Source organism: Desulfoferula mesophila (assembly GCF_037076455.1).
Taxonomy (GTDB): Bacteria; Desulfobacterota; Desulfarculia; order Desulfarculales; family Desulfarculaceae; genus Desulfoferula; species Desulfoferula mesophila.
Genome location: NZ_AP028679.1, coordinates 276071 through 301830, shown reverse-complemented (window position 1 = coordinate 301830; position 25760 = coordinate 276071). Strand labels below are relative to the sequence as shown.

Annotated in this window: 22 protein-coding genes and 2 pseudogenes; 5 read left to right on the top strand and 19 right to left on the bottom strand. The window is 62.7% G+C overall.

Features of this window, described 5'->3' with window-relative positions:
• Nucleotides 1-28 precede the first annotated feature (28 nt).
• Genes AACH32_RS01395 through AACH32_RS01380 form a run of 4 tightly spaced genes read left to right on the top strand, consistent with a single transcriptional unit; the run spans nucleotide 29 to nucleotide 4406 of the window.
• Entirely contained in the window at nucleotides 29-2332 is a 2304-nt protein-coding gene (locus AACH32_RS01395) for a PAS domain S-box protein (protein WP_338604662.1), read from the top strand.
• Nucleotides 2329-3498, top strand: coding sequence for a hybrid sensor histidine kinase/response regulator (locus AACH32_RS01390; protein ID WP_338604658.1), 1170 nt, complete (start codon nucleotides 2329-2331; stop codon nucleotides 3496-3498). Before AACH32_RS01395 ends, AACH32_RS01390 begins: the two co-directional genes overlap by 4 nt.
• A gap of 28 nt (nucleotides 3499-3526) precedes the next feature.
• A complete protein-coding gene (locus tag AACH32_RS01385) occupies nucleotides 3527-3997 on the top strand; it encodes a universal stress protein (protein ID WP_338604656.1) in 471 nt (156 codons plus the stop codon).
• A 16-nt stretch (nucleotides 3998-4013) separates the two neighbouring features.
• A complete protein-coding gene (locus AACH32_RS01380) occupies nucleotides 4014-4406 on the top strand; it encodes a response regulator (protein WP_338604654.1) in 393 nt (130 codons plus the stop codon).
• Nucleotides 4407-4497: 91 nt separating this feature from the next.
• Here the strand turns inward: AACH32_RS01380 and AACH32_RS01375 are convergent, their stop codons facing one another.
• From AACH32_RS01375 to AACH32_RS01315, 13 genes are all read right to left on the bottom strand, one after another.
• A complete protein-coding gene (locus tag AACH32_RS01375; protein ID WP_338604651.1) occupies nucleotides 4498-5241 on the bottom strand; it encodes an MBL fold metallo-hydrolase in 744 nt (247 codons plus the stop codon).
• 64 nt (nucleotides 5242-5305) lie between these two features.
• Entirely contained in the window at nucleotides 5306-6433 is a 1128-nt protein-coding gene (locus AACH32_RS01370; protein ID WP_338604647.1) for a DegT/DnrJ/EryC1/StrS family aminotransferase, read from the bottom strand.
• A gap of 197 nt (nucleotides 6434-6630) precedes the next feature.
• Nucleotides 6631-7518, bottom strand: coding sequence for a hypothetical protein (locus tag AACH32_RS01365; protein WP_338604644.1), 888 nt, complete (start codon nucleotides 7516-7518; stop codon nucleotides 6631-6633).
• A gap of 6 nt (nucleotides 7519-7524) precedes the next feature.
• The gene (locus AACH32_RS01360; protein WP_338604642.1) at nucleotides 7525-7791 is read right to left on the bottom strand and encodes a hypothetical protein; all 267 of its coding nucleotides are present in this window, start codon (nucleotides 7789-7791) and stop codon (nucleotides 7525-7527) included.
• Nucleotides 7792-7817: 26 nt separating this feature from the next.
• Entirely contained in the window at nucleotides 7818-9059 is a 1242-nt protein-coding gene (locus tag AACH32_RS01355) for a hypothetical protein (protein WP_338604640.1), read from the bottom strand.
• Between the two features lie 109 nt (nucleotides 9060-9168).
• A complete protein-coding gene (locus tag AACH32_RS01350; RefSeq protein ID WP_338604637.1) occupies nucleotides 9169-10266 on the bottom strand; it encodes an MBL fold metallo-hydrolase in 1098 nt (365 codons plus the stop codon).
• A gap of 65 nt (nucleotides 10267-10331) precedes the next feature.
• A complete protein-coding gene (locus AACH32_RS01345; protein WP_338604634.1) occupies nucleotides 10332-10670 on the bottom strand; it encodes a hypothetical protein in 339 nt (112 codons plus the stop codon).
• Nucleotides 10671-11478: 808 nt separating this feature from the next.
• Entirely contained in the window at nucleotides 11479-12795 is a 1317-nt protein-coding gene (locus AACH32_RS01340; RefSeq protein WP_338604631.1) for a hypothetical protein, read from the bottom strand.
• 120 nt (nucleotides 12796-12915) lie between these two features.
• Nucleotides 12916-13791, bottom strand: coding sequence for a glycine betaine ABC transporter substrate-binding protein (locus AACH32_RS01335; RefSeq protein WP_338604628.1), 876 nt, complete (start codon nucleotides 13789-13791; stop codon nucleotides 12916-12918).
• A 13-nt stretch (nucleotides 13792-13804) separates the two neighbouring features.
• Nucleotides 13805-14644, bottom strand: a complete 840-nt coding sequence (locus AACH32_RS01330) for an ABC transporter permease (RefSeq protein ID WP_338604625.1) — start codon at nucleotides 14642-14644, stop codon at nucleotides 13805-13807.
• Nucleotides 14641-15834, bottom strand: coding sequence for a quaternary amine ABC transporter ATP-binding protein (locus AACH32_RS01325; RefSeq protein WP_338604622.1), 1194 nt, complete (start codon nucleotides 15832-15834; stop codon nucleotides 14641-14643). Before AACH32_RS01325 ends, AACH32_RS01330 begins: the two co-directional genes overlap by 4 nt.
• A gap of 233 nt (nucleotides 15835-16067) precedes the next feature.
• Nucleotides 16068-16565: a MarR family transcriptional regulator gene (locus tag AACH32_RS01320; protein WP_338604619.1), complete on the bottom strand. Its 498-nt coding sequence runs from the start codon at nucleotides 16563-16565 to the stop codon at nucleotides 16068-16070.
• A gap of 752 nt (nucleotides 16566-17317) precedes the next feature.
• Entirely contained in the window at nucleotides 17318-17593 is a 276-nt protein-coding gene (locus AACH32_RS01315) for a cobalamin B12-binding domain-containing protein (protein ID WP_338606642.1), read from the bottom strand.
• 73 nt (nucleotides 17594-17666) lie between these two features.
• Between AACH32_RS01315 and AACH32_RS01310 the strand changes: the two are divergent.
• A pseudogene (locus tag AACH32_RS01310) lies at nucleotides 17667-17933 on the top strand (transposase); the annotation flags it as partial.
• Nucleotides 17934-18073: 140 nt separating this feature from the next.
• On the opposite strand, the pseudogene AACH32_RS01305 reads toward AACH32_RS01310, so the two are convergent.
• The 6 genes and pseudogenes from AACH32_RS01305 to AACH32_RS01280 form a co-directional block, all read right to left on the bottom strand.
• Nucleotides 18074-19167: pseudogene (locus AACH32_RS01305) on the bottom strand (IS3 family transposase); the annotation flags it as partial.
• A 233-nt stretch (nucleotides 19168-19400) separates the two neighbouring features.
• Entirely contained in the window at nucleotides 19401-20741 is a 1341-nt protein-coding gene (locus AACH32_RS01300) for an aspartate aminotransferase family protein (RefSeq protein WP_338604617.1), read from the bottom strand.
• 119 nt (nucleotides 20742-20860) lie between these two features.
• The gene (locus AACH32_RS01295) at nucleotides 20861-22468 is read right to left on the bottom strand and encodes a CoA-acylating methylmalonate-semialdehyde dehydrogenase (RefSeq protein ID WP_350341531.1); all 1608 of its coding nucleotides are present in this window, start codon (nucleotides 22466-22468) and stop codon (nucleotides 20861-20863) included.
• A 202-nt stretch (nucleotides 22469-22670) separates the two neighbouring features.
• Nucleotides 22671-23813, bottom strand: coding sequence for a mandelate racemase/muconate lactonizing enzyme family protein (locus tag AACH32_RS01290; RefSeq protein WP_338604613.1), 1143 nt, complete (start codon nucleotides 23811-23813; stop codon nucleotides 22671-22673).
• A gap of 109 nt (nucleotides 23814-23922) precedes the next feature.
• Nucleotides 23923-24897: a hydroxyacid dehydrogenase gene (locus tag AACH32_RS01285; RefSeq protein ID WP_338604610.1), complete on the bottom strand. Its 975-nt coding sequence runs from the start codon at nucleotides 24895-24897 to the stop codon at nucleotides 23923-23925.
• Between the two features lie 22 nt (nucleotides 24898-24919).
• A complete protein-coding gene (locus tag AACH32_RS01280; protein WP_338604607.1) occupies nucleotides 24920-25735 on the bottom strand; it encodes a fumarylacetoacetate hydrolase family protein in 816 nt (271 codons plus the stop codon).
• Nucleotides 25736-25760: the final 25 nt, after the last annotated feature.

Below are 25760 nucleotides of genomic sequence, written 5' to 3'. Positions count from 1 at the left end.
ACCACCTGACTAACTCGGGATAGGCAAGATGGCTTCTCTGCCCCGGCACCAAATCAAGCTGACCAACCGCCTGGCCTTCAAATTGACGGTCTGGGTGGGAGTGAGCCTTTTGGTGTTGACCACCGCCTCGGCCTACTGGGCGGTGCGCCAGCAGGAGAGAAGCTCCATCGAGAGGATGCGCCAGGCCGGCAACTGGTTCAGCGACACGGTAAAGCGGGCCACCCGCTACGACATGCTCAAGGACCAGCGCCAAAGCCTGCATCAGGTGATCGAGGCCATGGGCCGCCAGCCGGGGGTGGAGTCGATCCGGGTGCTCAACAAAAAGGGCCGCATCATGTTCAGCAGCCGGGCCGGGGAGATCGGCCGCATGGTGGACATGGAGAGCGAGGCCTGCTTCGGCTGCCACTTCAAGGACCGCCCCTTGGAGCGCCTGGCCATCGCCGAGCGCAGCCGCATCTTCAGCCTGGCCGGCAACGCCACGGAGCCGGGCCACCGGGTGCTGGGGGTGGTCAACCCCATCTACACCGAACCCGCCTGCTACACCGACCCCTGCCACGTGCACCCGCCGGAACAAAAGGTGCTGGGGGTCCTGGACGTGGCCCTGTCCCTGGGCCAGGTGGACCGGGAGGTGGCCTCCACCACCCGCCAGGTGGTTTTCTACGCGGCGGTTCTCTCGGCGGTGATCTGCGCGGTGGTGGCGGTGTTCACCTTCCTGTTCGTCAACCGCCCCCTGACCAGCCTGTTGGGGGCCACCCGGCGCATCACCGCCGGCGACTACGACCAGCCCATAGTGCCCCGCACCAAGGACGAGATCGGCGCGGTGGCCGAGGCCTTCGACCTCATGCGCCGGGGCATCAAGGAAAAGACCGACGACCTGGAGTGCGGCCGCCTGCAATACCAGCGCCTGTTCGAGGAGGTGCCCTGCTACATCAGCGTGCAGGACGCGGACTTCATCCTGGTGGCCCACAACAAGCGCTTCGAGAAGGACTTCGGCCACAGCGTGGGGCACCACTGCTACCAGGCCTACAAGGGCCGCGACTCGCGCTGCCCCAACTGCGCGGTGGCCAAGACCCTGGCCGACGGCCGGGTGCACAGCGCCGAGGAAAAGGTGATCGGGGCCGACGGCACCCCCCGCTATTTCCTCAACCTGACCTCGCCCATCACCGACCGGGAGGGGGAGATCCTGGCGGTGATGGAAATGGCCACCGACATCACCGACGTGGTGCGCCTGAAGGAGGAGCTCAAGCGCTCCGAGGAAAAGTACCGCCTGTTTTTCGACAACGACCCCAACCCCATCTTCGTCTTCGACGACGCCACCATGGAGATACTGGACGCCAACAACCGCGCGGCCGACGAATACGGCTATCCCCTGCCCCAGCTCATCGGCCGCTCCTTTTTGGACCTCACCCCCGCCTCCGACCGCGCCCAGGTGCGCAACTTCCTGTCCCTCAAGGGGGCCTTCCTCTCCACGGTGCGCCAGCAGCGGGCCGGGGGCGAGGTGTTTTTCGTCAACCTCAGGGCCAGCTACGGCGAGCACATGGGCCGCAAGGCGGTGATCGCCACCACCTCGGACATGACCGAGCGCCTGCAAACCGAGCAGCAGCTCATCCAGGCGGCCAAGATGGCCACCCTGGGCGAGATGAGCGCCGGGGTGGCCCACGAACTCAACCAGCCGCTGACCGTCATCGCCGCCGGCTCGGGCTTTTTGAGCAAGCTGCTCTCCCGGGGACAAAACCCCACCCCTGAGCAGCTCATGCAGGTGGCCCGGGAAATGACCCAACAGGTGGAGCGGGCCCGGCGTATCATCGATCATTTGCGCGAATTCGGGCGCAAGCACGAGGTCAGGACCGAGAACGTGTCCCTGAATCAGCCCATCCAGGGCGTTTTGGGTTTGTTGGGCCAACAGCTCAGAGTGCATAATATTGAGGTGGAAACCAACCTCGACGCCAACCTGCCGCTGATCCTGGGCGATGCCAACCGCCTGGAGCAGGTGTTGATCAACCTGATCATGAACGCCCGCGACGCCATCGAGGAGCGCCGGCGCGAGTTGCCCGAGCTGCAGGGGCGCATCGCCATAGCCAGCTTCGTGGACCAAGGGCAGGCGGTGGTCACCGTGTCCGACAACGGCGGGGGCATCCCGGCGCCAAACCTGGACCGCATCTTCGAGCCCTTTTTCACCACCAAGGAGGTGGGCAAGGGCACCGGCCTGGGCCTGAGCATTTCCTACGGCATCGTGCGCGACTTCGGCGGCGGCATCAAGGTGGACAACCGTCCCGGCCAGGGCGCCACCTTCCGGCTCGGCTTCCCGTTGCGCCAGGAGGCCAAGACATGAGCGAGCACCCCCCTCCCCCCTATCCCAGCCTGCTGGTCATCGACGACGAGGAGGGCATCCGCAGCATGATGGCCCTGTCGCTGGGCGCCGACGGCTACACGGTGCGCACCGCCGCCGACGGCACCGAGGGCCTCAAGGTTTTTGAGGAGCAAAAGCCCGACATCGTGCTCACCGACATCAAGATGCCCGGCTTGGACGGCATAGAGGTGCTCAAGCGCATCAAGTCCATGAGCCCGGACACCGAGGTGATCGTCATCACCGGCCACGGCGACATGGACCTGGCGGTGCGCTCGTTGCAGCTCATGGCCAGCGATTTCGTCACCAAGCCGGTGAGCGAGCAGGCCTTGGAGGTGGCCCTCAAGCGGGCCGCCGAGCGCCTGACCCTCAAGGCCCAGCTCCACGGCTACACCAGGGATCTAGAGCGGCGGGTGGCCGAGGCCGCGGCCAAGGTGGTGGCCGCCGAGCGCCTGGCCGCGGTGGGCGAGACGGTGAGCGCCCTGGTTCATTCGCTGAAAAACATGCTGGCCGGGCTCAAGGGCGGCATCTACATGGTGGAGCAGGGGATCACCAGCTCGCAAAAACCCATCACCGACGAGGGCATGCGCATGCTGGAGCGCAACCTGGGGCGGGTGCAGGACCTGGTGGGCGACCTGATGACCATCGCCAAACCCAGGGTCCCGGACCTGGCCCCGCTGTCCCTCAAGGAGCTGCTCGAAGAAGCGGCGCGCATCATGGCTTCGGAGGCCGAGAGCAAGGGGGTGATCCTCCAGACCGAGCTGCCCCATGGCGAAGGCCCGTTGGCCATGGCCGACCACCGCATGATCCTGGAGGCCTTTCTCAACCTGGTGAGCAACGGCATAGACGCGGCCTCGGAGATGATCGACGGCAAGGTGGTCATCAGCGCCGGGGGCGACTCGCGGGAGGTGTGCCTGATGGTGCGCGACAACGGGGCGGGCCTGGACCCCGAGGCCATCGAGCACATCTTCAAGGGCTTCTACAGCACCAAGGGCTCCTCGGGCACCGGCCTGGGGCTCATGGTGGCCCACAAGACGGCCAGCGAGCACCACGGCCGGGTGGAGTTCAACACCTCGCCCACGCGCGGCGCCCTGTTCAGCCTGGTGCTGCCCGCCGCCGGGCGCGCGGCCTATCTGAAATACGCGGACTAGGTACGGATAAATTACGGGAGGTGACCCGATGATCGCATACAAGAACATTCTCTACTGCACCGACTTCTCCGAGGACGCGGAGATAGCCCTGCACCACGCGGTGGATCTGGCGCGCCGCCACGGGGCCAAGCTGCACATTTTGCACTGCCCCCATTCCACCATGCGCTACATGCCCACCGAGACCGACGAGGGCGCCGAGCCCGGCGACGTTACCTACGCCTCGCCGGAGCTCTTGGCCAAGATCACCGAGGACCTCAAGGCCCGCTACGCGGCCAAGGTGGAGGGCATCGACGTGGTCTGGGTGGTGCTGGCGGGCACCCCCTTCGTGGAGATACTGCGCTACGTGCGTGAAAACGACGTGGACCTGGTGGTCATGGGCATGGAGGGCGCCTCCGTAAGGGAGGACACCCACTACGGCAGCACGGTGGAGCAGGTGGCCAAGCGCTGCCCCTGCCACGTGATGGCCATCCGCAACCCCGAACGCACCTACACCCTTTAGCCCAGGGAGGGAAAGCATGCCCAAGAGAGTTTTGGTGGTGGACGACGAGATGGACGTTCGCACCTTTATCACCACCCTGCTGGACAGCAACGGCTACAAGGCCTTGGTGGCGGAAAACGGCGAGCAGGGCTGGCGGAAGTTTCAGGAGACCAAGCCGGACCTGGTCACCCTGGACGTGATGATGCCCAAACAGAGCGGCATCAGGATGTACCGCGACATCAAGACCAACCCCGAATACGCCTCGGTGCCGGTGCTGATCATCAGCGGCCTGGCCCGCAAAACCTTCCTGCACTCCCAAAAGGTCCTGGACCAGTTCAAGGGCCAGAGCGTGCCCGAGCCCGAGGGCTACATCGAAAAGCCCCCCGAGCCCGAGGAACTACTGGCCGAGGTGCAGCGCATCATCGGCTAGCCCACTCGGGTTCGCACCTGCGAGGCCGCCGCCGGGGCTCCCCCGGAGGCGGCCTCCGTGCATATGCCCTTGGCGGCTGGTTTCGGACCCGCTAAAGCACCAGGGTCAGGCCGTCGTCCGCCGTCTCGCCGGGAAACTCGTCTGCGTGGGCCAGCATGTCCGGACCCATGTGGGTGAACACCAGGCGCCCCGGGGCCAGCGCCTCGCGGCGGGTGAGCACGTCGGCGGCGCTCAGGTGATACTTGATGGGCCGCTCGTAAAAATAGGCTTCGGCGATCAGGAGGTCCGCTCCGCCCATCAGGGGCATGAGCCCGTCCACCCACTGGGTGTCGCCGGTGTAGGCCACGCTCTTGCCCGCCGCCTCCAGCCTCAGGGCCAAGGCCGGCGCGCCCGAGGCGTGCAGCCCCTCGGCCGCCCGCACCGACATTCCGCACCAATCACGGGCCGGGCCGGCCGCCAGTTCGGTGATGGGGGTGGTGAACTTGCGCTGGACCCGGCTGGAGCCGGGGAAGTTCACCTCCAGGGCCTGCTCCAGGCGCGCGGCCAGGCCCCGGGGCCCGGCCAGCGGCAGGGGCCTGGTGCGCTTGGAGTGAAGCTGGGCGTCCAGGATGAAGTAGGGCAGCCCGCCGAAGTGGTCGCCGTGCAGATGGGAGATCAGGATGCCGTCGATGGAGTCCGGCTCCACCCCGTGGCGCTGCAAGGAAACCAGAGCCGTGGCCCCGCAATCCAAAAGCACCCGGCGGTTGGCCCACTCCAGCAGGATGCAGGCCTGCAGGCGCCCGCCGTGGCCGAAGGCGTCGCCGGAGCCCAGGAAGCGCACGCTCAGCGCGGCCATGGTCCTTACTCCTCAGGAGGTTTGTTCCAACCTCCGACCGGCGGGCGAAGCCGGAGGCGAAAGCCTATGCCCCGGCCAGGACGGCCACGATCTTTTCCTGGTCCTCCAGGGCCAGGTAGGGGTGCATGGGCAGGCTGAAGATGCGTTGGCCCGCCGCCTCGCTGTGGGGGAAATCGCCCGGCTGGTGGCCCAGGTAGGCGAAGGCGGTCTGCAGATGCAACGGCCGGGGATAATAGACGGCGCTGGGGATGCCCGCGCCCTGCAGACGGCCAAGGAACTCGCTCCGGGCCGCCTCGCTCTCGGCCAGCACCGAGTACTGGGCCCAGGCCGACACGTAGCCGTCGGGCACCCGGGGCGCGGTGAGGGCGGCGCCCGAGTCCGCGATCAGCGCGGCGTAGCGCCCGGCCACCTGCTGGCGCTGGGCCAGCTCGTCGGGTAACAGCTCCAGCTTGGCCAGGAGCACCGCTGCCTGGAGGGTGTCCAGGCGGCCGTTGATGCCCAGGCGCACGTTGTCGTACTTGTCCTCGCCCTGGCCGTGCACCCTCAGCGAGCGCAACAGGCGGTCCAGCCCCTCGTCGTCGCAAAAGACCATTCCCCCGTCGCCGTAGCCGCCCAGGGGCTTGGCCGGGAAAAAGGAAGTGCAGCCCAGAGTGCCCAGGGAGCAGGCCTTCTTGCCGTGGTACTCGCCGCCCATGGCCTGGGCCGCGTCCTCCACCACCGCCAAGCCGTGCTCGGCCGCCACCTTGTTTATGGCCGCGTAGTCGGCGGGCAGGCCAAAGATATCCACCGGCATGACCACCTTGGGCTCCAGGTCGCCGCGCTCCTTCACCGCCCGGATGGCCGGAGCCAGCAAGGCCGGGTCCAGGTTGAAGGTGACCGGATCGATGTCCACGAAGATCGGGGTGGCCCCCAGCAAGGCGATGACCTCGCCGGTGGCGAAGAAGGTGAAGGGGCTGGTGAACACCGCGTCGCCGGGGCCTATCTCCAGTGCCAGGAGGGACAGCACCAGGGCGTCGGTGCCCGAGGCGCAGCCCAGGGCGTTATTCGTGCCCACATAGGCGGCCAGCCTGGTCTCCAACTCGGCGATCTCCGGGCCCATGATGTAGCGGCCATGGTCCAGCACCCGCTTGATGTTGTCCTCTATTTTTTGGCGAATCAGCTGCTGCTGCGCCTTCAGGTCGATGAACTGCATATTGCCGCACCTTGGCTGGTTGAAACACACATGGCCCGGAGCCGCCCACCGGCTCCCGTCAGGCCTCAACTCTATAAAGAGGATGGGATTTGGTCAAATGAGTATTTGATCCAGGCCGGACGGTGACGCCCAGGGCTCTTCGCCGCCTGGCCCGGCGCGGCCGAACCTTGGTAGAGGATGAGCGGGGGTGACGGGGATCAGCAGTGGGCGCAGCCGCAGGCCGAGGCCAGCTCGGAGGTGTAGCCCACTTGGGCCAGGCGCCACCACTGGGGATCGAGCGCCGGACGGCCGTCCACCGCCGCCTCCCAGGGGTGGTAGTGGCGGCAGGCAAAGGCCTTTTCCCAGCGATGGCCCCCCGGCGAAACCTCGGGCAGCAACTCCAGCCAGGCCTCCCGGCTCAAGGGGAGATTCCCCGGCTCGGGGCCGAAGAGCACCCCGAGGCCGTAGGCTTGGTTCAGGGCGCAGGGCCGGGCCTCATCGCATCCCCCAGGGGCCGGGGCCAGCTCCAGGCCCGGCTCTTGGCTGAAGGCGGCCAGCACCGGGGTGTGCTTGCTGGCGTAGGCGTGCAGGCCCAACAGCTTGGCGAACAGGACGTGGCTAAGCCGCCAGCCGGGCGGCCGGCGCAGCAGGCCGCCGTCCGGGCCCACCTTGCGGCAGGCGCTCAAGGCCGCCAGGCTGAAACCGCACCAGTTGCGCTCCAGGTCGCCGACGATCTCCAAGGCCCCCACCTGGAACAGGTGGGCGGGAATCTCGTCCCTGGCCTCGAAGGCGGGGGTGCCGCTGGGATCGAAGCGCACCCCCGCCACGGTATCTCGTTCTTCCTGGGAAAAAGCCGCCCTCAGGTCTTCGCTCGGCGAGGGGTAGTATTTGATGCCCAGCAGGCCGCGCACCAGGCCGCCCTCCCCTTCGGCGTGCAGCAGCTCCAGGCCATAGGCCCCCGGCGCGTCGCTGGTCCACACATACCAGGCGGGGCGGTCCCCCCACACCTGGTGCATGCCGGCCAGGCCCAATTCGCGCCGCAGGCGCTCCACCCAGGTGGCCGAGAGCCACAGGGCGTCCACCATATTGCGTAGCGTGTTTTCCAAAGCGGCCTAAAAATCCCCTTGCCGGTCGAACAGCTCCTTGGCGATCTCCAGGCGGTCGCGGCCTTCGGTTTCGATGCCGGCCATGCGGGCCGAATCCATGAGCACCTCGTCCTCGCACAGGGTCATGGCGTAGCTGGACTCGTAGGAGCTGAAAAAGGCCTCGCGCTCCTGGCGTAGGCGCATCTCTTCCCGGCCCTCGTTGAAGGCGGCCACGGTCTTGGCCCCCTGGCGCAAGAGGTCCCGGAAAAAGCCGCGTCGGCTCTGATCAGCCACTTGCCCTCCTTGTCATGGAGCGGGCGCTAGGCCCCCTCCTCCCGCCCCGCCGAACGCAGGGGCCAGTTGTGGAAAAACTGTCCCTGGATCAGCACCACCGTCAGGAACAGCAGGGTCCACACCAGGGGCGAATCGCCGGGCTGGGCCCAGCCGGGCACCTTGCCCAACACCGCCCTGCTCAGGGAGGAATAATAGAACCAGTAGATGAGCATGCCGCCGGCCACTCCGATGATCGTGCGGATTATGCCGCGCAGCAGCAGGGGCAGGCCGTTGGGCCAGTTGTTGAAATAGTATTTCCAGATAAAGGCGAACAACACGCAGAAGCCCGCCACCTCGCCCATGTGGATGAAGCGCCAGTCCGGGCCGTCGGTGTATTGCCCGCCCACGTAGGGCTCCATCCAGATGGCGTTGAAAATGGCGGTCAGGATGTAGACGGTGATCAGGCCCATGGCCAGGGTGGCCAGGAAGGTGATCACCCCCTTGAGCAGGTTGCCCTCGCCTTCGCGGTTGAACCAGCTCCAGGGGCGGCCCTCCCAGAACAGGTCGGAAAACACCACCCACCACAGGGTGCACAACACCACTCCCAGGCCGAAGAAGGCGCTGCTGGTGTCGGCCCAGCCTTCCCACCAGGGCTTGGCTCCCACCATCTTCTGGGCCTCGGGGAACAACAGGCACACGTGGGGGTGGAACAGCAGGGCAAAGGTGATGATGGAGAAAAAGCTCACCACGAACACCCGGGACCAGCCGACCACCCAGCGGTTGTCGTCCTGCCAGGGCCAGCGGCCGAAGCCCAGGTTCCACACCAGGGCCCACCACAAGAAGGCGGTGGAGAAATAGAGGATGGCGGTGGAGGACCACTCCTGCACGTTGTAGGCCTCCACCCCGGTGCCGCCCGCCGCCAAAAGGGCCGGCACGCTGAAATAGGCCACCCCGTATTTGCCGATGAACAGCCAGAACACCAGGTAGTACACCACGAACATCACGGCCAGGGACAGGACCGCGCCCAGGATGCCCTGGGCGATGGCCGCGCCCGCGGCCAGAGGCTTGGCGGGGTCGGCCGGCCAGCCCAGCACCTGACTGATCAGAATCACCGCGGACAAGAGGACCGCCACCAGCGAGAAGCCGTACATGGGGGTGTAGAGCCTCATCACCCCGTCGGCGTGCATGAATACGTACCAGAGCAACCAGACGATGCAGAAGACCACGGCCAGGTTTATCAGGCCGAGGATATAGTTGAACTTGGCGCCGTTTACGCGGCCATCGGACATGGTTTCACCCCCTGCCATGGGTTGGACCTTGGAGAACGGGCCCGTGGATAAGGGCCGGGAGCGGGCCCACGGGCCGTCCGGCCCGCTCCCCTGGCTTGGGGTTGGGCGCTTAGAACTTTACCGTGTCGCCGTTGGTCAAGAAGGCGTTGCTGTCCTTGGCCACGGAAGAGGTGCGCTTGTAGGTCTTGAATTTGTTGGTGCCCTTGACGATGGGCACCCCGGCTTCGGCGGCCTTCTCGGCCCAGATCCAGCCGGTGCAGTGGTTGCAGCCCACCTTCTTCAGCTTGAAGGCTTTCACCCCCTTGATGATGTCGTCGAACTTGGGGTCCCAGGTCTCGAACAGGGTGATGTGCAGCCCGCCGTAGCAGCCGTAGGGCTGATAGTCCTTCACGTTGCGCCGGGCCCAGGCGTTCAGGGTGAGGATGCCGGGGTGACAGCAGCCGGTCACCGTGACGATGCCCTTGTCCTTGACGTTGAAGTACATCACGTTTTCGCCGCGCACCCTTAGCAGGATGGGTACGTCGTACATCTTCAAGGCCACACCGGGCATGAGCTGGTAGACCCCGGTGCCCTTCTCTCCCTCCGGGGCGGTGAGCACCAGCTTGCCCTGGTGGGGCACCTTGTTCTGGTTGATCACCACCTCCTTGCCGTCCTTGGTCTTGGCCACGTTCTTGCCGCCCTTAAGGAGCGCCATGTCCTCGGGGTAGTAGGTCTTGGGGGCGTACATGGTGATCTTGGGGTTGCGCTTGAGGGTGGACTCGACGCCCCAGTAATGGTCCAGGTGCCAGTGGGAGAGGATCATGGTGTCCACCTGCTTGGAGGTCAAGAGCTTGCCCATGTCGCTCTTCTCGTCGTAGATGTAGTCCACCCAGCCGTTGTTCCACCCGGTGTCCATCAAAAATATCTTGGGATCACCCTCCAGGGGATAGACCGTGATCTTGGTCATGTAACCGCCGGCGTTGTCCCAGTGCCAAGGTATCTTGTACTGGTTGGTCATGGCTCCGCCGTAGTCCATGAGGTCCTTTTTGAAAACGGCGTTGTCGAACCAACTGGTTTCGCTGAGCACCTCCACCTTGAGGCCCTTGACGTGCCCGAAATCCACCTTGTCGGCGGCCTCGGCGCTCTTGGGCAACAGACCCAGGCCTCCGCTCACCCCGGCGGCGGCTCCGGTCACGGCCATGCCCTTGAGAAAATCTCTACGCTTCATCTTGTATCCCTCCATTAAAATGATCGGGCGCGTTCCGAATTTCATCCGGCGCTACGGGGCGCCGTTTATCCCGGGTCCTTTTCCAGTCCCTTGCGCAGGGCGTAGAGCAGGTTGATGATCTGGTCGGCCTGCTGGTCGGTGAGCTGCACGTAATGATCGTTCATGTAGCGCACCACCACGGTCCAGCCGTCCCGGGTCTTGCCGGGACGCTCCGGATCGGCGATGGAGTCGTGGCAGGACAGGCATTTCTGCTGGTAGAGTTCATAGGCCGCCATTTGTTGGTCGGCGTTCATCTGTTGCTTGGTGGCGCTCTTGGCCGCCACCAGGCCCGCCGACCCCATGAGCAGCCCGCAAACCGCCAGCAAAATCACCAAACGTACAAGCGAGTTTCGTGGGGAAGACATGATCGGGGAACCTCCTTCCTGGCGACTCCCCGCCGCGTCCGCCAGGCGTCCGGAACCGGCGCCTGGCCATGATGGAGGTTTCTCAGATGATGGATCGGGCGGGATACCGCTGTTTTTCGGCTAGTGCCTTAAAATGCGCTCCTGTGGACCCACTATTTCAATTTTCGAAAACACGCCGGTCGTGCGTGTATAGCAGTCCCGTTGGCGAGGGACACCGGGCATGGTGGAAACACAGGATGGGATGAGCGAGCAAGAAGTGGTCAGGGTTGGGATCAAGCCCCTCGGTTTTACGCCGTATACACCTAGTTATATTAGGTGATACTAAGCCACCCTAACCCAGCGCTGGTTCGTTTGTCAACCGCTTGAGCGAGGCGGCTTTCATTCGTTAGGTGGGATGGGATTGCCACCGGGCGGCTGGCAAAGGCTTGGGAGAGGGCGTAGTAATGCCTTGGGGGGGCGCGGCGCCCCCCCAGGGTGGTTGATTCCGGTTCCTGGCTATTGTCCAGGCGTCTCTATTAAGTATTCGACGGTGCGACCTGGGCGGTGATTTCCTGCAGGCTCTGGTGCTCGGTCAGCTCGGGTTCTTGATACTGCTTTTTGCTGTCCACGGTTTACTCCTCCAGTTATGTCAATTGGTTAATTATGCGACTCAAACGATCTCCTTGGCAAGGGAGTCTTTGCCTCCCGCCAACCTTGGATATCGTCCCGAGCGGACCGGCGCCTTTGGCCTGCCTCGGGGCGCTCGAGGCCATAAAAAAAGACCGGGGCCATCTGGCCCCGGTCTTGGTTCGCGGAACGTGAGGCGGGCTTAGAAATAATAGCCCACGTTGACGTTGAACATGGCGGTCCACTCCGCGTCGGGATCGCCCTGGGCCAGGGCGTCGCTGGGCCCGCCCAGCCACACCATGTTCTTGCCCATGACCAGGTCCACATAGGTGTAGACCGGGCCCGAGGAGATCAGGCAACCCAGGGTGTTGATGTAGGAGTCCGCCCAGCCGCTCTGGTCCTTCAGGCTGGTGCTGAAGTCGTTGTAGAACTGCAGGCCGGTGACCGGGCCCCACTCAACCGGCACGTCGTAGCTCAGGTTGCCCACCAGCACCGTGGCCTCGCTGGCCACCAGATAGGAGCTGCCGAAGGCGCCCAGAAGCACGGTGTCGTCGCTGATCCCGGCGGGGTTGTTGGGATCGTACTGATACCAGATGGCCTCCGCCTCCACCCCGAAGGGACCGAACTGGGCCTTGGCGTGGGGACCGGCGGCCCAGCGGGTGCCGAAGCCGTCGGTGGTGTTGTTGTACAACTGGCCCACCAAGCCGCTCACGCCCACCTCGATGCTGGTGTCCTTGGCCGGCTTGAAGGTGTAGGCCACGCGGGCGTTGATGGTGTTGGTCTCCTCGTTCTGCTGGTCGCCCACGGTGACCACGTCAAACGAGTAGCGGTCCAGGTCGCTGGGGCTGCCCCACTCGCCGTTCTTGAAGAAGGCGAAGCGCAGGTCCCAGGGACCGGGGGTGTATTTGAGCTTGGCGCCCATGTCGTAGTCGTCGGCCAGGCCCAGGTAGTAGGGCACGCCGAACCAGTAGTTGTGGCTGGCGTAGGGCAGCAGGCCGAAGGGCACCTTGGTGACGCCCACCTGGCCCTGGGTGTTCTCGGTGAAGTCGTAGCCGATCCAGCCGTGGTGGATGACGTTCATGTAGGAATACCAGCGATACTCGGCGCTGATGATCAGATCGTTGTACTTGCCGTCCACGTTCAGGCGGAAGATGTCGAACAGTCCGTCGCCGCCCTTGGCTTTCTGCGCGTCGTTAAAACTGGAGTCGCGGTAGTTGAAACGCAACGCGCCGCCGATGTTGATGCTGGGCTTTTCAGCCTTGGTGATCAACACCTCCTCGGTCCGGGCAGAGCGCTCGGCCAGCTTTTCCTGCTTTTTGTTGCTCTCGCCGAGCTTTTTCTCCAGCTCGGCCACCTGCTTTTTCAGCTGGTCCATCTCGGCCAGCTTGGCTTTGAGGGCCTTGACCTCCTGCATGAGCATCTGCACGTCCGCGTTCTCGTTGGACGCGGCCCAGGCGGTCGCGGCGCCGGCCGCGACCAAGCTCACGCACAAGCCCAAGACCAGGCTCAGTTTGCGCATGTTGTTAACCAGTCTCCTTTCCCTCTTCCTCGTGATGCCGATTTCTTCGTGATATCCCCGCGGGGCTACCCCATCCGGCCCAGGTAGGCAGCGGGCCGGACAGCCCCGCGGCTTAAAGGTTTACTTGCTCGGGGGCAGCCACTTCTTGACCTTGTCCGGGTTCTCTTTCACCCAGCGTTGGGCGTTCTTGTAGGGGCTGGCTCCCTTTTCGGTGTTCCAGACCATGACCTCGGCCATGTCCTCGGGGGTCCACTTGAAGTGATCCAGCACGTAGTAGACCTCGGGCTTGTCCTTCTTGAGGCCCTTGCGCACGATGGTGTGGATCTCTTCCTCGCCGCCGAAGATGTCTTTGGGGTCCTTGAGGTACTTGAGCTTCCAGCGGGCGAACATCCAGTGGGGGGTCCAGCCGGTGACCACGATCCATTTGTGGTTCTTGATGGCGTCGGCCAGGGCGGCGGTCATGGTGGCCCCGCTACCGTCCATCAGCTCGAACTTGCTCAGGTCGTAGGCCTTCATGGCCTTCTCGGACTTGCTCATCAGGCCCGCCCCGGGGTCGATGCCGATGATCTTGCCGTCGAACTTGGCGGCGTTGGCGTTGAGTTGGGCGATGGAGTCGATGGTCACGTAATCCGGCACCACCCAGCCGATCTTGGTGCCCACCAGGTTGGGGCCCAGGTCCACCACCTTGCCCTCTACCTTCTTGAGGTAGTGGCCGTGGGTGGTGGGCAGCCAGGCGGCCACCAGGCCGTCGGCGTCGCCCGAGGCCACGCCCTGCCACATGGCCGCGGCGCTAACCGGGGTAAGCTCCACGTCGTAGCCCATATTTTCCAGCACCGCCTTGACCACGTTGGTGCTGGCCACTTCGCTGGACCACTCCACGTAGATAAGGTCCACCTTGCCCTTGTCGCCGGCCGCGGCCGGACCGCACAGGCCCAGGAGCAGTCCGGAGACCAGGACGGTGGACAATAGAATTCGCCAAAGTTTGCTTCGCGTCATGAAAACCTCCTGATTACACTTTTTGCTTGCCACCCAAGGCTTGGGTGATTCGATCCAAAATCATGGCCAGGATCACCACCGCCAGGCCGGCCTCGAAACCCATGCCCGGCTCCAGGCGCTGGATGGCCTTCCAGACCTCGCCGCCCAGGCCCTTGGCCCCGATCATGGCGGCGATGACCACCATGGACAGGCTGAGCATGATGGTCTGGTTCACCCCGGCCATGATGGTGGTCTTGGCCAGGGGCAGTTGCAGCTTGAACAGCTTCTGGCCCTTGGTGGAGCCGAAGGCGTCCGCCGCCTCGATGAGATCCTCGGGCACCTGCTTGATGCCCAGACAGGCCAGACGGATGGCCGGGGGCATGGCGAAGATGACCGTGGAGAAGATGGCCGACACCGGACCCAGGCCGAAGAAGGGGATGGCCGGGATCAGGTAGACGAAGGCGGGCATGGTCTGCATGAAGTCCAGGATCGGCATGATCACCCGGTAGAAGCCCTTGTACAAGGCGGCCAACACCCCCAGGGGCAGGCCGATGGCCACCGCCACGCCGGTGGCGATGAGCACCAGCGACAGGGTCTGCATGGTGGGGCCCCAAAGGCCCAGGTTCCAGATGAAGGCCAGGCCGACGGCGGTGAAGATGGCCACCTTGCGCCCGGCCAGCCACCAGGCCAGGGCCCCCAGCAGGATGATGGTCAGCCAGGGTGGCAGCCACATCAGGCCGGCCACCATGGCGTCCAGGCCCACCTCGGTCAGCTTGCTGAGGGCCTTGGTGATAAAGGCGAAGTGATCGGTGAGCCATTCCAGGCCCTGGTCGATCATTTCGGCCAAGGGTATGCGGGGTAGGGGCATGTTCATTGCTCAATGCCTCCTTCGGCCAGGCCGGCCAGGAGCGAACCCCTGACCACCACGCCCATGAGCTTGTCTTGCTGGTCCAACACCGGCACCGGCAGGGTGGTCTCGGCCATCACCGGGAACATCTGGTTCACCGGCTCGTCCTGGCGCACCACCTCGGGCACCGGCTTTATCAGGTCCTTGATGTGCTTCTGGCCTAGCTTGATGGCTTCGGCGGCCTGGTCCGCGGTGAGGTAGCCCAGCAGGTGGTAGTCGGAGCTGACCACGAAGATGCTGGAGATGCCCTCGTCCTTCATCTTGTGCAGGACGGTGCGCGGGCCGTCGCCGGGGAAGGCCACCACCCGCGCCTTGACCATCACCGACTCGGCGGTGAGGACCTTGGACATGTCCACGTCCTCCACGAACTTTTCCACGTAGCGGGTGGCCGGATTGGTGAGGATGTCCTCCGGGGTGCCCACCTGCACCACCCGCCCGTCCTTCATCAACACGATGCGGTCGCCGATCTTGAGCGCCTCGTCCAGGTCGTGGGTGATGAACATGATGGTTTTCTTGACCGTGGCCTGCAGCCCGATGAGTTCGTGCTGCATGTCGCGGCGGATCAGCGGGTCCAGGGCGCTGAAGGCCTCGTCCATGAGCAGGATGTCCGGGTCCACCGCCAGGGCGCGAGCCAGGCCCACCCGCTGCTGCATGCCGCCGGAGAGCTGTTCCGGCGTGGCCTCTTCCCAGCCTTCCAGGCCTACCTGCTTCAGGGCCGTCCTGGCCGCCTGGGCCCGTTGCTCGGGGTCCACGCCCTGGATTTCCAGGCCGTATTCGGCGTTGGCCAGCACGCTACGGTGGGGAAACAGGGCGAAGTTCTGGAACACCATGCCGAACTTCTTGCGGCGCACTTCCAACAGCTCCTGGTGGTCCAGCTTGGTTATGTCCTGGCCGTCCACCTTTATCTGGCCCAGGGTGGGCTCGATGAGGCGGTTTACGCAGCGGATCAGGGTGGACTTGCCGCTGCCCGACAGGCCCATGACCACCAGGATTTCCCCCTCGGTCACTTCGAAGGAGACATCGGCCAAACCCACCGCCTGGCCGGTCTCCTTGTAGATCTCTTCCTTGCCGGCGCCCTTTTCCAGCAAGGGAAAGGCCCGGCTGGGGTGTTCCCCAAAGATTTTGAAAAGTTTTTCAATAGCGATTTTCGCAGGCATAGCCAACGCTCTTTTCCCGGATTAAAGACGAAATGAGTTAAGGACGGCCCTTACAGGGTCGTTTGGAAGCGAACGGGGGATGATCAGTCGATGATTAGATAGGTGCTGCCGGCCCAGGTGAAGCGCCAGGAATAGCACCCGCCAAAGACCTTGTCCCCAGGACGGCCCTGGGGACAGAGAGGATATGCTGGTTCGCTAACGTGCATGACGAATAAGCTTAGGCTCGCTTTCGGCTAGTCCTCGTTGCGCGGCGTTTTCACCGGAGCGCCCAGGTCTCCGGGTGCGATCAGGGGCGCGGCGTCCACGTCGCGGGCCTCCATCAATTCCACCACCTTGGCCAGCACCCGGTCGATGTCGTCCCTCTCGGCGGGAGACAAGGTTTCCAACCCGGCGGCAAAGCGCTCGTGCAGGGGCCGTGGCGCCCGCTTGATCGCGTCATCGCCTCCAGGAGTGAGGTGGATACTCACCTTACGGCGGTCGCTTTGGTCGCGGCGGCGCTCCACCAGACCCCGCCTTTCCAGGCGGTCCAAAATGCCGGTCACGGTGGCCTGGCTCAAATACATTTCCTTGGCCATGGACCCGGGGGTCAGGGGCCCTTCCTGGGCCAACAGGCGCAGGCACAGCAACTGGGGCGTGGTCAGGCGATGCTCGCTGGCCAGGCGGCGGCTTTGCAGGTCCGTCGCACGGATGATGCGCCGGATGGAGCGCAGGATGTTTTCGTCTATGGCCATCGGCCCTGCTTGGCTCCTCTTACGAAAAACCGCAGTCTCGGGGCCTGGCCCCAGGCGCCCCAGGCAATTCGCGCCGAAAATATTTTGAACACGAAATATTCGTACACTTAACATTTGACGCCAAGGCTGTCAAGGCTGGGGACCACCCCCCGGAATCGCTTACTCGGTGAAAAAAGGCCACATTACCGGCCCGGACCGGCTCGGGGCGAGCCATGGCCCAACACCGGCGCCCCCAGCGCCTGCTCTGTTCGTGCAAACAAAAAACGGGCACGGCTCCGAGCCGTTGTAAACTTCCCAAGATTCGGGCCGGTCAACAGGAGAAACTTCGGGTGAATTTAGGGGGAGGTATTCGACTGGGGTCGGGTTGGCGAGGGACTCGTGGGGGCGCTACTCGTTGTACCGCCCCCAGCTAAAGATGCGTGATTTCCCGCACCTCGCTTTGGCAGGAAAATATGTGGACGAACTCCACCGGGATTCAAAGAGGCTTGGCGTCGTCCCCAGCGCTCTGACCTGCCCCCCCCTGCCGGGCCCTTCCCTTTTTAGTAATTAATAACAAAAACTTATTTGAGGCTTTATGACCGGCCGCCGACCAATGGCGCTTGTAGTCACAGCCCTGGGGACAGGTTTGAGGTTTTTTCTGAAGGATCGAATAATTTTTTAAAATCGTATAAGTCGCCCTGGCCTATAACCGAGGTGGAAGGCCGGGGCGCAAGCGGCGCCCTACCACCGCTTGCTTGGGCGTACCGTCCTTGTCACCCGGCCGCGTCCACTATCTCCTTGCACAGCCGCACCCCCTGCACCGCGTCCGGAGCCCAGTAGTCCGCGCCCACGAAATCACTGACCTTCTTGTCGGACATGCCCCCGCCGATCACCACCGGCACCTTGAGGCCCTTTTCGGCCATGGCCTCGCGCAGCACGGTGATGGTGTCACGCAGGTTTTCGTAGGAAGAGGTGAGCAGGGAGGAGATGCCGATGATGTCCGGCTCGAATTTTCGCACCGCGTCCAGGAAATCCTTGTTTGGTGTCAGAGCCTCTGAGACAGATTTGTTGTTTTAGCTAATGGATACTCCTGGGTAGAATCGGCACCCAAAGGAGTGAGCCATGAGCCAGATTGAAGGATTGGAAGGCAAGGTCCGGGAGATTCGGAGGAAGACCCGCAGGAAGTACTCGTCCGAGGAGAAGATTCGGATCGTTTTGGAGGTTCTTAGGGGCGAGGAAAGCATCGCCGAGCTCTGCCGTCGTGAGGGCATAGCTCCCAATCTCTATTACAGCTGGAGCAAGGAGTTTCTGGAGGCCGGCAAGCGTCGCCTGATGGGCGACACCAAGCGCCAGGCCACCAGCGGCGAGGTGCGGTCCCTGCGTCTGGAAAACTGAGGTGCTACCCGTTTCGGGTCCAGGTGGGATGAGAGATTCCCAGGTTTTGAGGTGCTACCCGTTTCGGGTCCAGGTGGGATGAGAGATTCCCAGGTTTGCTTCCTTGGAGATGGAGGCCTGGGGGAGGCCATGCAGGGGGCAGATCCCATCTGTTTGGCATAGGCCTCCGGGGTCATGTTACCCAGGGAGCTGTGTGGCCGATGTTGGTTGTAATCCAGCCGCCAGGTGTCCAGCTTGTCCTGGGCATCCACCACCGACACAAACCAGTTTTCGTTTAAGCACTCCTCCCGAAGACGTCCGTTAAATGACTCGATAAATGGGTTGTCCGTGGGCTTTCCTGGGCGACTGAAGTCAAGCTCCACCTTGTTCCAGTAAGCCCACTGATCGAGCACCTTGGAGGTGAATTCGCTCCCGTTGTCCACTTTGATGGATTTAGGGGCTCCGCGTTCAGCGACCAGCTGATTGAGCACTGCCACTACATCATCGCCCCGTAGGCTCTGGCCAGCCTTCAAAGCAAGGCTCTCACGACTAAAGTTGTCCACTATCGTAAGCACCCGGAGCTGATGCCCAGAATAAAGCTGATCGGACACAAAGTCCATAGACCAGCTCTCGTTGCTCCTCTTGGGCTTTGGCTGGCTGACCACCCGGCGGGCCGCGCTCACCCGGCGCCGGGGGCGCTTGCGGCGCATGGTCAGCCCCTCCTCGGTATAAAGGCGGTAAACCCGCTTGGCGTTGACCAGCCAGCCTTCCCGCCTCAGGAGCACATGCAGGCGTCGGTAGCCATAGCTGACCCGGACCGCGGCCAGGTCCCTCAGCCGCATGCGCAATTCGTTCTGCCTGTCCGCAATACTCTGGTACCGGTGGCTGGAGCGGGCAAATTTGAGCACCTGGCAGGCCCGCCGCTCACTGACCCCGAATACCTTCTCCAAATAACCGGCCAGAGCTCGCTTGCGGACAGGCTTCATAGTTTTCTTTTTATGACGTCCTGCAGCATGGCCTTGTCCAGGCTCAAGTCAGCCACCAGCTGCTTGAGCTTGCGGTTTTCTTCCTCAAGCTGCTTCAGGCGCCTGATCTCCGCCACGCCCATGCCCGCGAATTTCTTCTTCCAGCGGTAAAAGGTGGCCTCGCTAACCCCCATCTTGCGCACGATCTCCGCCACCGGGGTGCCGCTGTCAGCCTGCTGCAGGGCAAAAACGATCTGGGGCTCGGTGTACCTCCTGCGCTTCATACGGTCTTCCTGGTCAAATGAGAATTATGAAGATTTTCTCATCCGACATGGACCAGTTTACGGGAAGCAGGTCACAGGACCAAATCCGCAATTCTCTTGATTTCGAGGCTAGTGGCTCAAAATCCTAACTTAAAATCTGGACCGGGTGAAGTGGGGCAGGTCAGGGAGGGCATCTCGCTCCAAAATCTTAACTCGATATTGGGAGCTAGTCGGCATGGCCCCCCGTTCTTTACCTACAGTTCAGAAAAGGATAGATCCAATGCCGCCAACATGAAATCAACATCGGCCTCTGTAATGCACATGGGGGGTTTGATTCTAAGGACGTTGCCGTAAAAGCCGCCCTTGCCGATCAATAGCCCAAGTTCTTTGGCCCGCTCAAGCACCTGGGCACATTTGGCCGTGGCCGGCTCTTTGCTCTCACGGTTCTCAACCAACTCAACGCCGATCATGAGCCCCCGCCCCCGCACATCGCCGATGAGTTCATATCGCCCCATCAGTTCCTTCAAACCTGCAAACACAAGGTCACCCATCTGGGCGCAGCGTTGCTGTAGGTTTTCCATATCCACCACCTCAAGCACCGCCTTGCCCGCCGCGCAGGATACTGGGTTGCCACCAAAGGTGTTGAAATGGATGCGCTGGGCCAAGGCTTGGGATATTTCCTGGGTGGTCACCACCGCCGCTAGAGGCAAACCATTGCCGATACCCTTAGCCATGGTCACGATGTCTGGAATCACATCTTGCGCCTCAAAACCCCAGTAATGCTCTCCAGTGCGGCCAAAACCAGTCTGCACTTCATCCGCGATGCACAGGCCACCAGCATTACGCACTTGCTCATAAACATTTTTTAGATAACCAGAAGGTAGAGGTACAGTGCCTCCCACGCCTTGAATGGTTTCTGCAATGAAGGCCGCCACCGCACCCGGAGTGGCCATGGAGATCAGATCTCCCACATCCGAGGCATATTTGGCTCCGGCTTGCAGATCATCGTAGCCATAGGGCCCTCTGTAACAGTCAGGAGCCATAGCATGATGAATACCCTGCCCATGCGGATAGTTATATTTCCAGGTGCTGTGTGAGGTAAGGCCCATCGAGGCGCCGGCGCCGCCGTGGTAACCGTTACGCAATGCGATCGTTTCATAATTGCCGGTATATAGACGAGCCATCATTAAGGCTAAATCATTGGCCTCGGAACCGGAGTTCACGAAGTAGCAAACGGAAAGATCTCCAGGAAGGCGTTCGGTCAGCATCTTTGCGTATTCGGCAATGGTAGGGTGCAAGTAGATAGTGGTCGTGTGTTGTAAGGTCCGTAGCTGTTCAATTACTTTTTGGGTGATGTAGGGATGACAGTGACCTGCGCAAACGGTGACAATACCTGCGAAGCCGTCAAGGTACCGCTTACCCGTATCGTCGTAGAGGTATTGCATTGAGCCCTCCACTATCATCACGGGCTTTTTGTAATAGGTCATTATCGCCGGTGAAAGATAGCGTTGGCGCAGTGCGAGGACCTCACTAGAGGACGGTCCGGCATAGGGGCGCGGCTGATGGTCAAAGGGAGGCAACCCTACAAATTTCATGATTAAGCCTCACATGCTTTGATTAATGGTGAACCAAAGGCTCCACCTAGCCTGTCCCTATAAAATAGTTCCACATTCCATCTCAAGGGTTTCGAAACGGACAGCATGGTAGAAGGGATTCACTTTTCCTTGGGCAGGGAAGTAATCGTCCCGTCCCAGGTATCCACCTTGCAGGAAGCCATCTCCTCTTCGCTTTCTGGGAACCAGGTCTGGGTTACGCACTTGCTCTCGGTGAAGAAGTTGAAGCCGTCGCGGCCCATGACATGAAGGTCGCCGAAGAAGGATTGCTTGTGGCCGGTGAATCCGAAGATGCCCAGCGGCACTGGGATGCCCACGTTCACCCCTACCATGCCCGCCTGGGTGCGCTGCGCGAACTGGCGGGCAAAGTAGCCGTTCTGGGTGTATATCACTGAGCCGTTGCCAAAGGGGCTGTTGTTCATCAGGGTGATGCCTTCCTCGAAATCCTCCACCCGTTTCACACACAGCACCGGACCGAAGATTTCTTCCCGGCCGCATGCCATGTCCTCAGTCACGTGGTCGATGATGGTGGGGCCCACCCAGAAGCCGTTCTCGCAGCCTGCGGGGGGCTGTGGGTCGCGGCCATCCAGCACGATGGTGGCCCCTTCCTGCTCGGCTTTGTCGATCCAGCCCGTTACGAACTGTCGGTGGCTTTCGTTGACCACCGGGCCCATGCCCGTCTCGGGCAGCCAGGCTTTGCCCAAGTTTATCTGCGAAGCTTCTTTGATGAGCAAAGCCACCAGCTGGTCGGCGATGTCGTTTTCCACCACGATTACCGGCAGGGCCATGCAGCGTTGCCCGGCGCAGCCGGTAAAGGCGTTCATGATCCCCCCGGCGGTACGCTCCAGCTTGCAGTCGCGCATCACCAGGGCGTGGTTCTTGGCCTCGCATAGGGCCTGCACCCGCTTGCCGTGGGAGGCGGCGGTGGAATAGATGTGCAGCCCCACCTTGGTGGAGCCCACGAAGGTTATGCCCTTGATGTTTGGGTGCCGGAGCAGCAGCTCGGCCTGGTCGCGCCCGGCGGTGACCACGTTGATCACGCCGTCGGGAATGCCCGCCTCTTGCCACAGCTCCATGATGCGCAGGGCCGACTGAGGCACGAAGCTGGCCGCCTTTAGCACCATGCAGTTGCCGGTGGCCACGCAGATGGGGGTCATCCAGCCGTGGGGAATCATGGCCGGGAAGTTCCAGGGCGGGATGCCCGCGAACACCCCGACCGGATCGCGGTATAGAGCGGTGTCGTAGCCGCCGGAAACCTGCATCAGGGCCTCACCCTTCATCAGGTGCGGGGCCCCGCAGGCGAACTCCACCACCTCGGTGACCTTGAGGACGTCGCCCATGGCCTCCTGGTACTTCTTGCCCATCTCCTTGGCCAACAGGACGGTCAATTCCTCCAGGTGCTCGTCCAGCAAGGCCTTCATCTTAAACAGCACCTGCACCCGCTTGCTCACCGGGGTCGTGGACCACTCCGGGAAGGCCTTGACCGCCGCCTGTACCGCCTCCTCCACCTCGGCGGAGGTGCATTGCGGCGCCAGGGCAATGAGCGCCCCGGTGGAAGGGTTGTAGCAGGGCATGTGCTTGTCGGTGGCCGATTCCTTCCACTGGCCGCCGGCGTGATACCTAAGCTTGATCGGAGTCTCGCCGCTGACGGGATCGGCTGACACCCTCTTGTCTGTGAAAAAATAACGTTCTCTGTTTTCATTTGACATGAGAGCTGCTCCAGTCCCTTAAAGAATCGGCCGCGCGGGTCGATGGTCGCAGAGAGTATCAGGCCATCATAATAAGCATAATTAACACGGAAATGTCGATTTGTGGTGCTACCCGTTTAGGCATGGATACAGGGCAAGGCATTAACTCATACGGCTGACAAGGTAATGGGGGCGATTGGTAACCAACCGCCCCCACTACGTATCAGCTTTTGACCAGGTATTTGTCGATCACTTCCTGGTTGATCTCGATGCCCAAACCGGGTCCCTCGGGAACCGCAACCTGGCCGTTCTCATGGGTAATTTGCACTGTGGCCAGGTCATCGCGGAAGGGGTTGAAGGTCTGCTCGAACTCCAACAAGGGAGGCACCGGGCACAGGCAGGGCGGACAATCGGGCAGGGAGGCCAGGAAATGCAGGGTGGCGGCCATACCGATGGCGCTGCCCCAGGCATGAGGCACGCACTCAACCCAGTGGGCCTGTGCCATAGCTGCGATCTTCTTGCACTCGGTAATGCCGCCTGCCGCACAGACGTCCGGCTGCACGATGTCCATGGCCTTGCGGGCGATAATCTCCCTGAAGCCGAATTTGGTGAACTCGTTCTCGCCGCCCGCCACCGCCAGGTCCAGGGCCTGGGTCACCTGCTGGTAGCCGTCCAGATCCTCGGGAGAGATGGGCTCCTCGAACCAGTAGATACCCATCTTGTCCAATTCACGGCCGATGGTTATGGCCTGGGGCACGGTGAAGCAATGGTTGGCGTCCACCATGAGCTTCACCTCGTCGCCCACGGCCTGGCGAACCGCCTCGATGCGCTTGAGATCCTTGCGCAGGTCGCCCAAGCCGATCTTCATCTTCATGGCCTTGAAGCCCTGGGCCAGATACTTCTGGGCCTCTTCCACCGCGTCCTCCAGGGTGCGGTCGAGGTCGGTGAAGTAGAAGCCGGTGGCGTAGGCGGTGACCGGGTTGCGGAAGCAGCCACCCAGAAGCTTGTGGATGGGCCTGCCGGTGGCCTTGCCCATCAGATCCCACATGGCGATGTCCACGGCGCTCAGGGCGGAGATGGTCATGCCGCTGAGACCATAATCCTTTATGAGATTGTATAGGTGCTCCCAGATGACCTCCACGTCGAAGGGGTCCCGGCCGATGAGTTGCTTTTTGAAAAGGGACTCGATCACCGCCCGGGATACTGCGGCCGGGCCGTAGGCCTCGCCCCAACCCACCAGGCCTTCGTCGGTCTCCACCTTGATGATCATGGCGCTTTTCATGCCGTACCACCAACCGCGCGAGGACGTGAAGGGCTGATCCACCTTCACTGAGAGCTGGTAGGTTTTAACATCGGTGATTTTCATGGCTTTCTCCTAAGGAAACGGCCTCGGGGCCGATGGTTAGCGCATTATCCCATCCGTAACAGGCCTGCGCGCCATGGACAAAGTAGCAATTCCTGAAAAGCCGGCCCGCTCATTTCCCGTACTTGGCCACATAGGCCGGCCACGCATCGGGGTTGACTAGGTTAACGGGTTTCTGGAGGTCCAGGATGCTCAGCAATTCGGCCACCGACTCGGTGCCCATCCGCACGATGCTGCCGTCGGTCAAGGCGGCGGAGTGAGGGGTGATGACCAGGTTGGGTATTTTCATGAAGGGGTGGTCCGAGGGCAGAGGCTCCTGGTTGAACACGTCGAGTGCCGCGCCGGCGATGATCTTATCGTTGAGGGCCTGGATCAGGTCCTCCTCCACCACCACCGCGCCCCGGCAGGCGTTGATGAGATACGCCTCCGGCCGCATGGTGGCCAGCAGCCTATTATCCACCAAGTTCTTGGTGTCCGCCGTCAGAGGCACATGCAGGCTGACGAAGCGCGACTGCTGAAATATCTCCTCCACGCTGGCCGGCCGCACCCCCTCGGGCATATCCTTGGCAAAGGGGTCATAGCCCAGCACCTTCATGCCCAAGCCGTGATTGCAGAGGGTGGCCAGACCGCAACCGATGCGGCCCATGCCCAGGATGCCCAGTGTCTCGCCCTTCAGCTCAAAGGAGGTGAGGCGATTGCGGCACTCCCAATCCCCCTGCCGGGTAAGCTGGTCCAAGCGGTGATACTGCCGGGCCATGAGCAGCATCAGGCCCAGGACGTGCTCCACCACCGCCAGAGTGTTGGCCCCGGGCACGTTGGCCACGGGCACTCCCCGCTTAGTGGCCTCGTCCACAGGGATGAAATCCAGACCTACCCCATGGCGCACCATGGTCCGCACCCGGGGGGCATGATCCAGGATGTCGCCGGGCAGCAGGGTGCGCACCAGGATAGCGTCGGCCTCTTGGGCCACCTTGCGCAAGGTATCGGCCGAGGTATCGGGGCTGGTTACCACCCGATGGCGGGCATCCAGCATGGCCAGGGCCTTGGGGTGAATGGGGTTGGTCAGCATCACGGTTAACTGAGACACAAGCTCTTCTCCTAGTTGCGCCTTAGGCTTGGGTAACGGGGTTGCTCAACACTCCCAGCCCATCGATGGTTATGACCATATCGTCACCGGGACGGAGGTACGTGGGAGGTTTGTTCAGGCTGGCGGTGCCAGCGGGCGTGCCCGTGGCAATTACGTCGCCAGGCTCCAAAGTAAAACCGCGCGATATGTAGCTGATGAGTTCGGGAATCTTCATAACCATCCGGCTAGTGCTGGAGTCCTGCAAAATCCGACCGTTTTTAGCGAGGGTGATTGCCAGATCGCCTGGATCGGGCACCTCGTCGACCGTGACCAAGGCCGGGCCCATGGGCAAGAAGCTGTCCAAGTTCTTGCCCCGGAACATGTTGCCGTCCTGTTTGATCAGGTTAATGGCGCTGATGTCGTTGACTATGGTGTAGCCCGCCACCAGGGACATGGCCTCGCCGGGGTCGATGTCGCGGCCTCGCCCGCCCATCACCACCCCCACTTCGGCTTCGTAGCTCACCTCGGTGGCTGGCGGAGAGAGCACCACGGCCTGTCCCGGTCCCACCACCGTATTGGCGGTTTTGGCGAAGAGGGTGGGCTCTTCCGGTACCGCGGCCCCGGCCTGGGCCAACCAGTCGTGGTAGTTGCGGGCCACCCCGATTATCTTGCCCGGGTTGGGCAGAGGGGCAAGCAGTTCCACCTGATCGAGGACGACGGCCTGGTCCGCGGGGAGGTCCGCGGCCGCCCGCGTCAGTTCTCCCAGGGTCTCAGACCCCTGCCCCAGCAGGGCCATGAGGTCTGAGGGAGCAGGGGAGCTCAAGCCCAAAATCTGGTAGGCCTTTCCCAACTCCCACACCGACTTCTCCCTAAGGATGCCGGAG

What these genes read in the sequence shown, in the direction of transcription:
- AACH32_RS01385 (WP_338604656.1), top strand. Translation starts at nt 3,527, where the DNA reads ATGATCGCATACAAGAACATTCTCTACTGCACCGACTTCTCCGAGGAC.
- AACH32_RS01395 (WP_338604662.1), top strand. Translation starts at nt 29, where the DNA reads ATGGCTTCTCTGCCCCGGCACCAAATCAAGCTGACCAACCGCCTGGCC.
- AACH32_RS01345 (WP_338604634.1), bottom strand. Translation starts at nt 10,670, where the DNA reads ATGTCTTCCCCACGAAACTCGCTTGTACGTTTGGTGATTTTGCTGGCG.
- AACH32_RS01335 (WP_338604628.1), bottom strand. Translation starts at nt 13,791, where the DNA reads ATGACGCGAAGCAAACTTTGGCGAATTCTATTGTCCACCGTCCTGGTC.
- AACH32_RS01380 (WP_338604654.1), top strand. Translation starts at nt 4,014, where the DNA reads ATGCCCAAGAGAGTTTTGGTGGTGGACGACGAGATGGACGTTCGCACC.
- AACH32_RS01300 (WP_338604617.1), bottom strand. Translation starts at nt 20,741, where the DNA reads ATGAAATTTGTAGGGTTGCCTCCCTTTGACCATCAGCCGCGCCCCTAT.
- AACH32_RS01295 (WP_350341531.1), bottom strand. Translation starts at nt 22,468, where the DNA reads ATGTCAAATGAAAACAGAGAACGTTATTTTTTCACAGACAAGAGGGTG.
- AACH32_RS01370 (WP_338604647.1), bottom strand. Translation starts at nt 6,433, where the DNA reads ATGCAGTTCATCGACCTGAAGGCGCAGCAGCAGCTGATTCGCCAAAAA.
- AACH32_RS01390 (WP_338604658.1), top strand. Translation starts at nt 2,329, where the DNA reads ATGAGCGAGCACCCCCCTCCCCCCTATCCCAGCCTGCTGGTCATCGAC.
- AACH32_RS01355 (WP_338604640.1), bottom strand. Translation starts at nt 9,059, where the DNA reads ATGTCCGATGGCCGCGTAAACGGCGCCAAGTTCAACTATATCCTCGGC.
- AACH32_RS01330 (WP_338604625.1), bottom strand. Translation starts at nt 14,644, where the DNA reads ATGAACATGCCCCTACCCCGCATACCCTTGGCCGAAATGATCGACCAG.
- AACH32_RS01375 (WP_338604651.1), bottom strand. Translation starts at nt 5,241, where the DNA reads ATGGCCGCGCTGAGCGTGCGCTTCCTGGGCTCCGGCGACGCCTTCGGC.
- AACH32_RS01325 (WP_338604622.1), bottom strand. Translation starts at nt 15,834, where the DNA reads ATGCCTGCGAAAATCGCTATTGAAAAACTTTTCAAAATCTTTGGGGAA.
- AACH32_RS01350 (WP_338604637.1), bottom strand. Translation starts at nt 10,266, where the DNA reads ATGAAGCGTAGAGATTTTCTCAAGGGCATGGCCGTGACCGGAGCCGCC.
- AACH32_RS01340 (WP_338604631.1), bottom strand. Translation starts at nt 12,795, where the DNA reads ATGCGCAAACTGAGCCTGGTCTTGGGCTTGTGCGTGAGCTTGGTCGCG.
- AACH32_RS01320 (WP_338604619.1), bottom strand. Translation starts at nt 16,565, where the DNA reads ATGGCCATAGACGAAAACATCCTGCGCTCCATCCGGCGCATCATCCGT.
- AACH32_RS01290 (WP_338604613.1), bottom strand. Translation starts at nt 23,813, where the DNA reads ATGAAAATCACCGATGTTAAAACCTACCAGCTCTCAGTGAAGGTGGAT.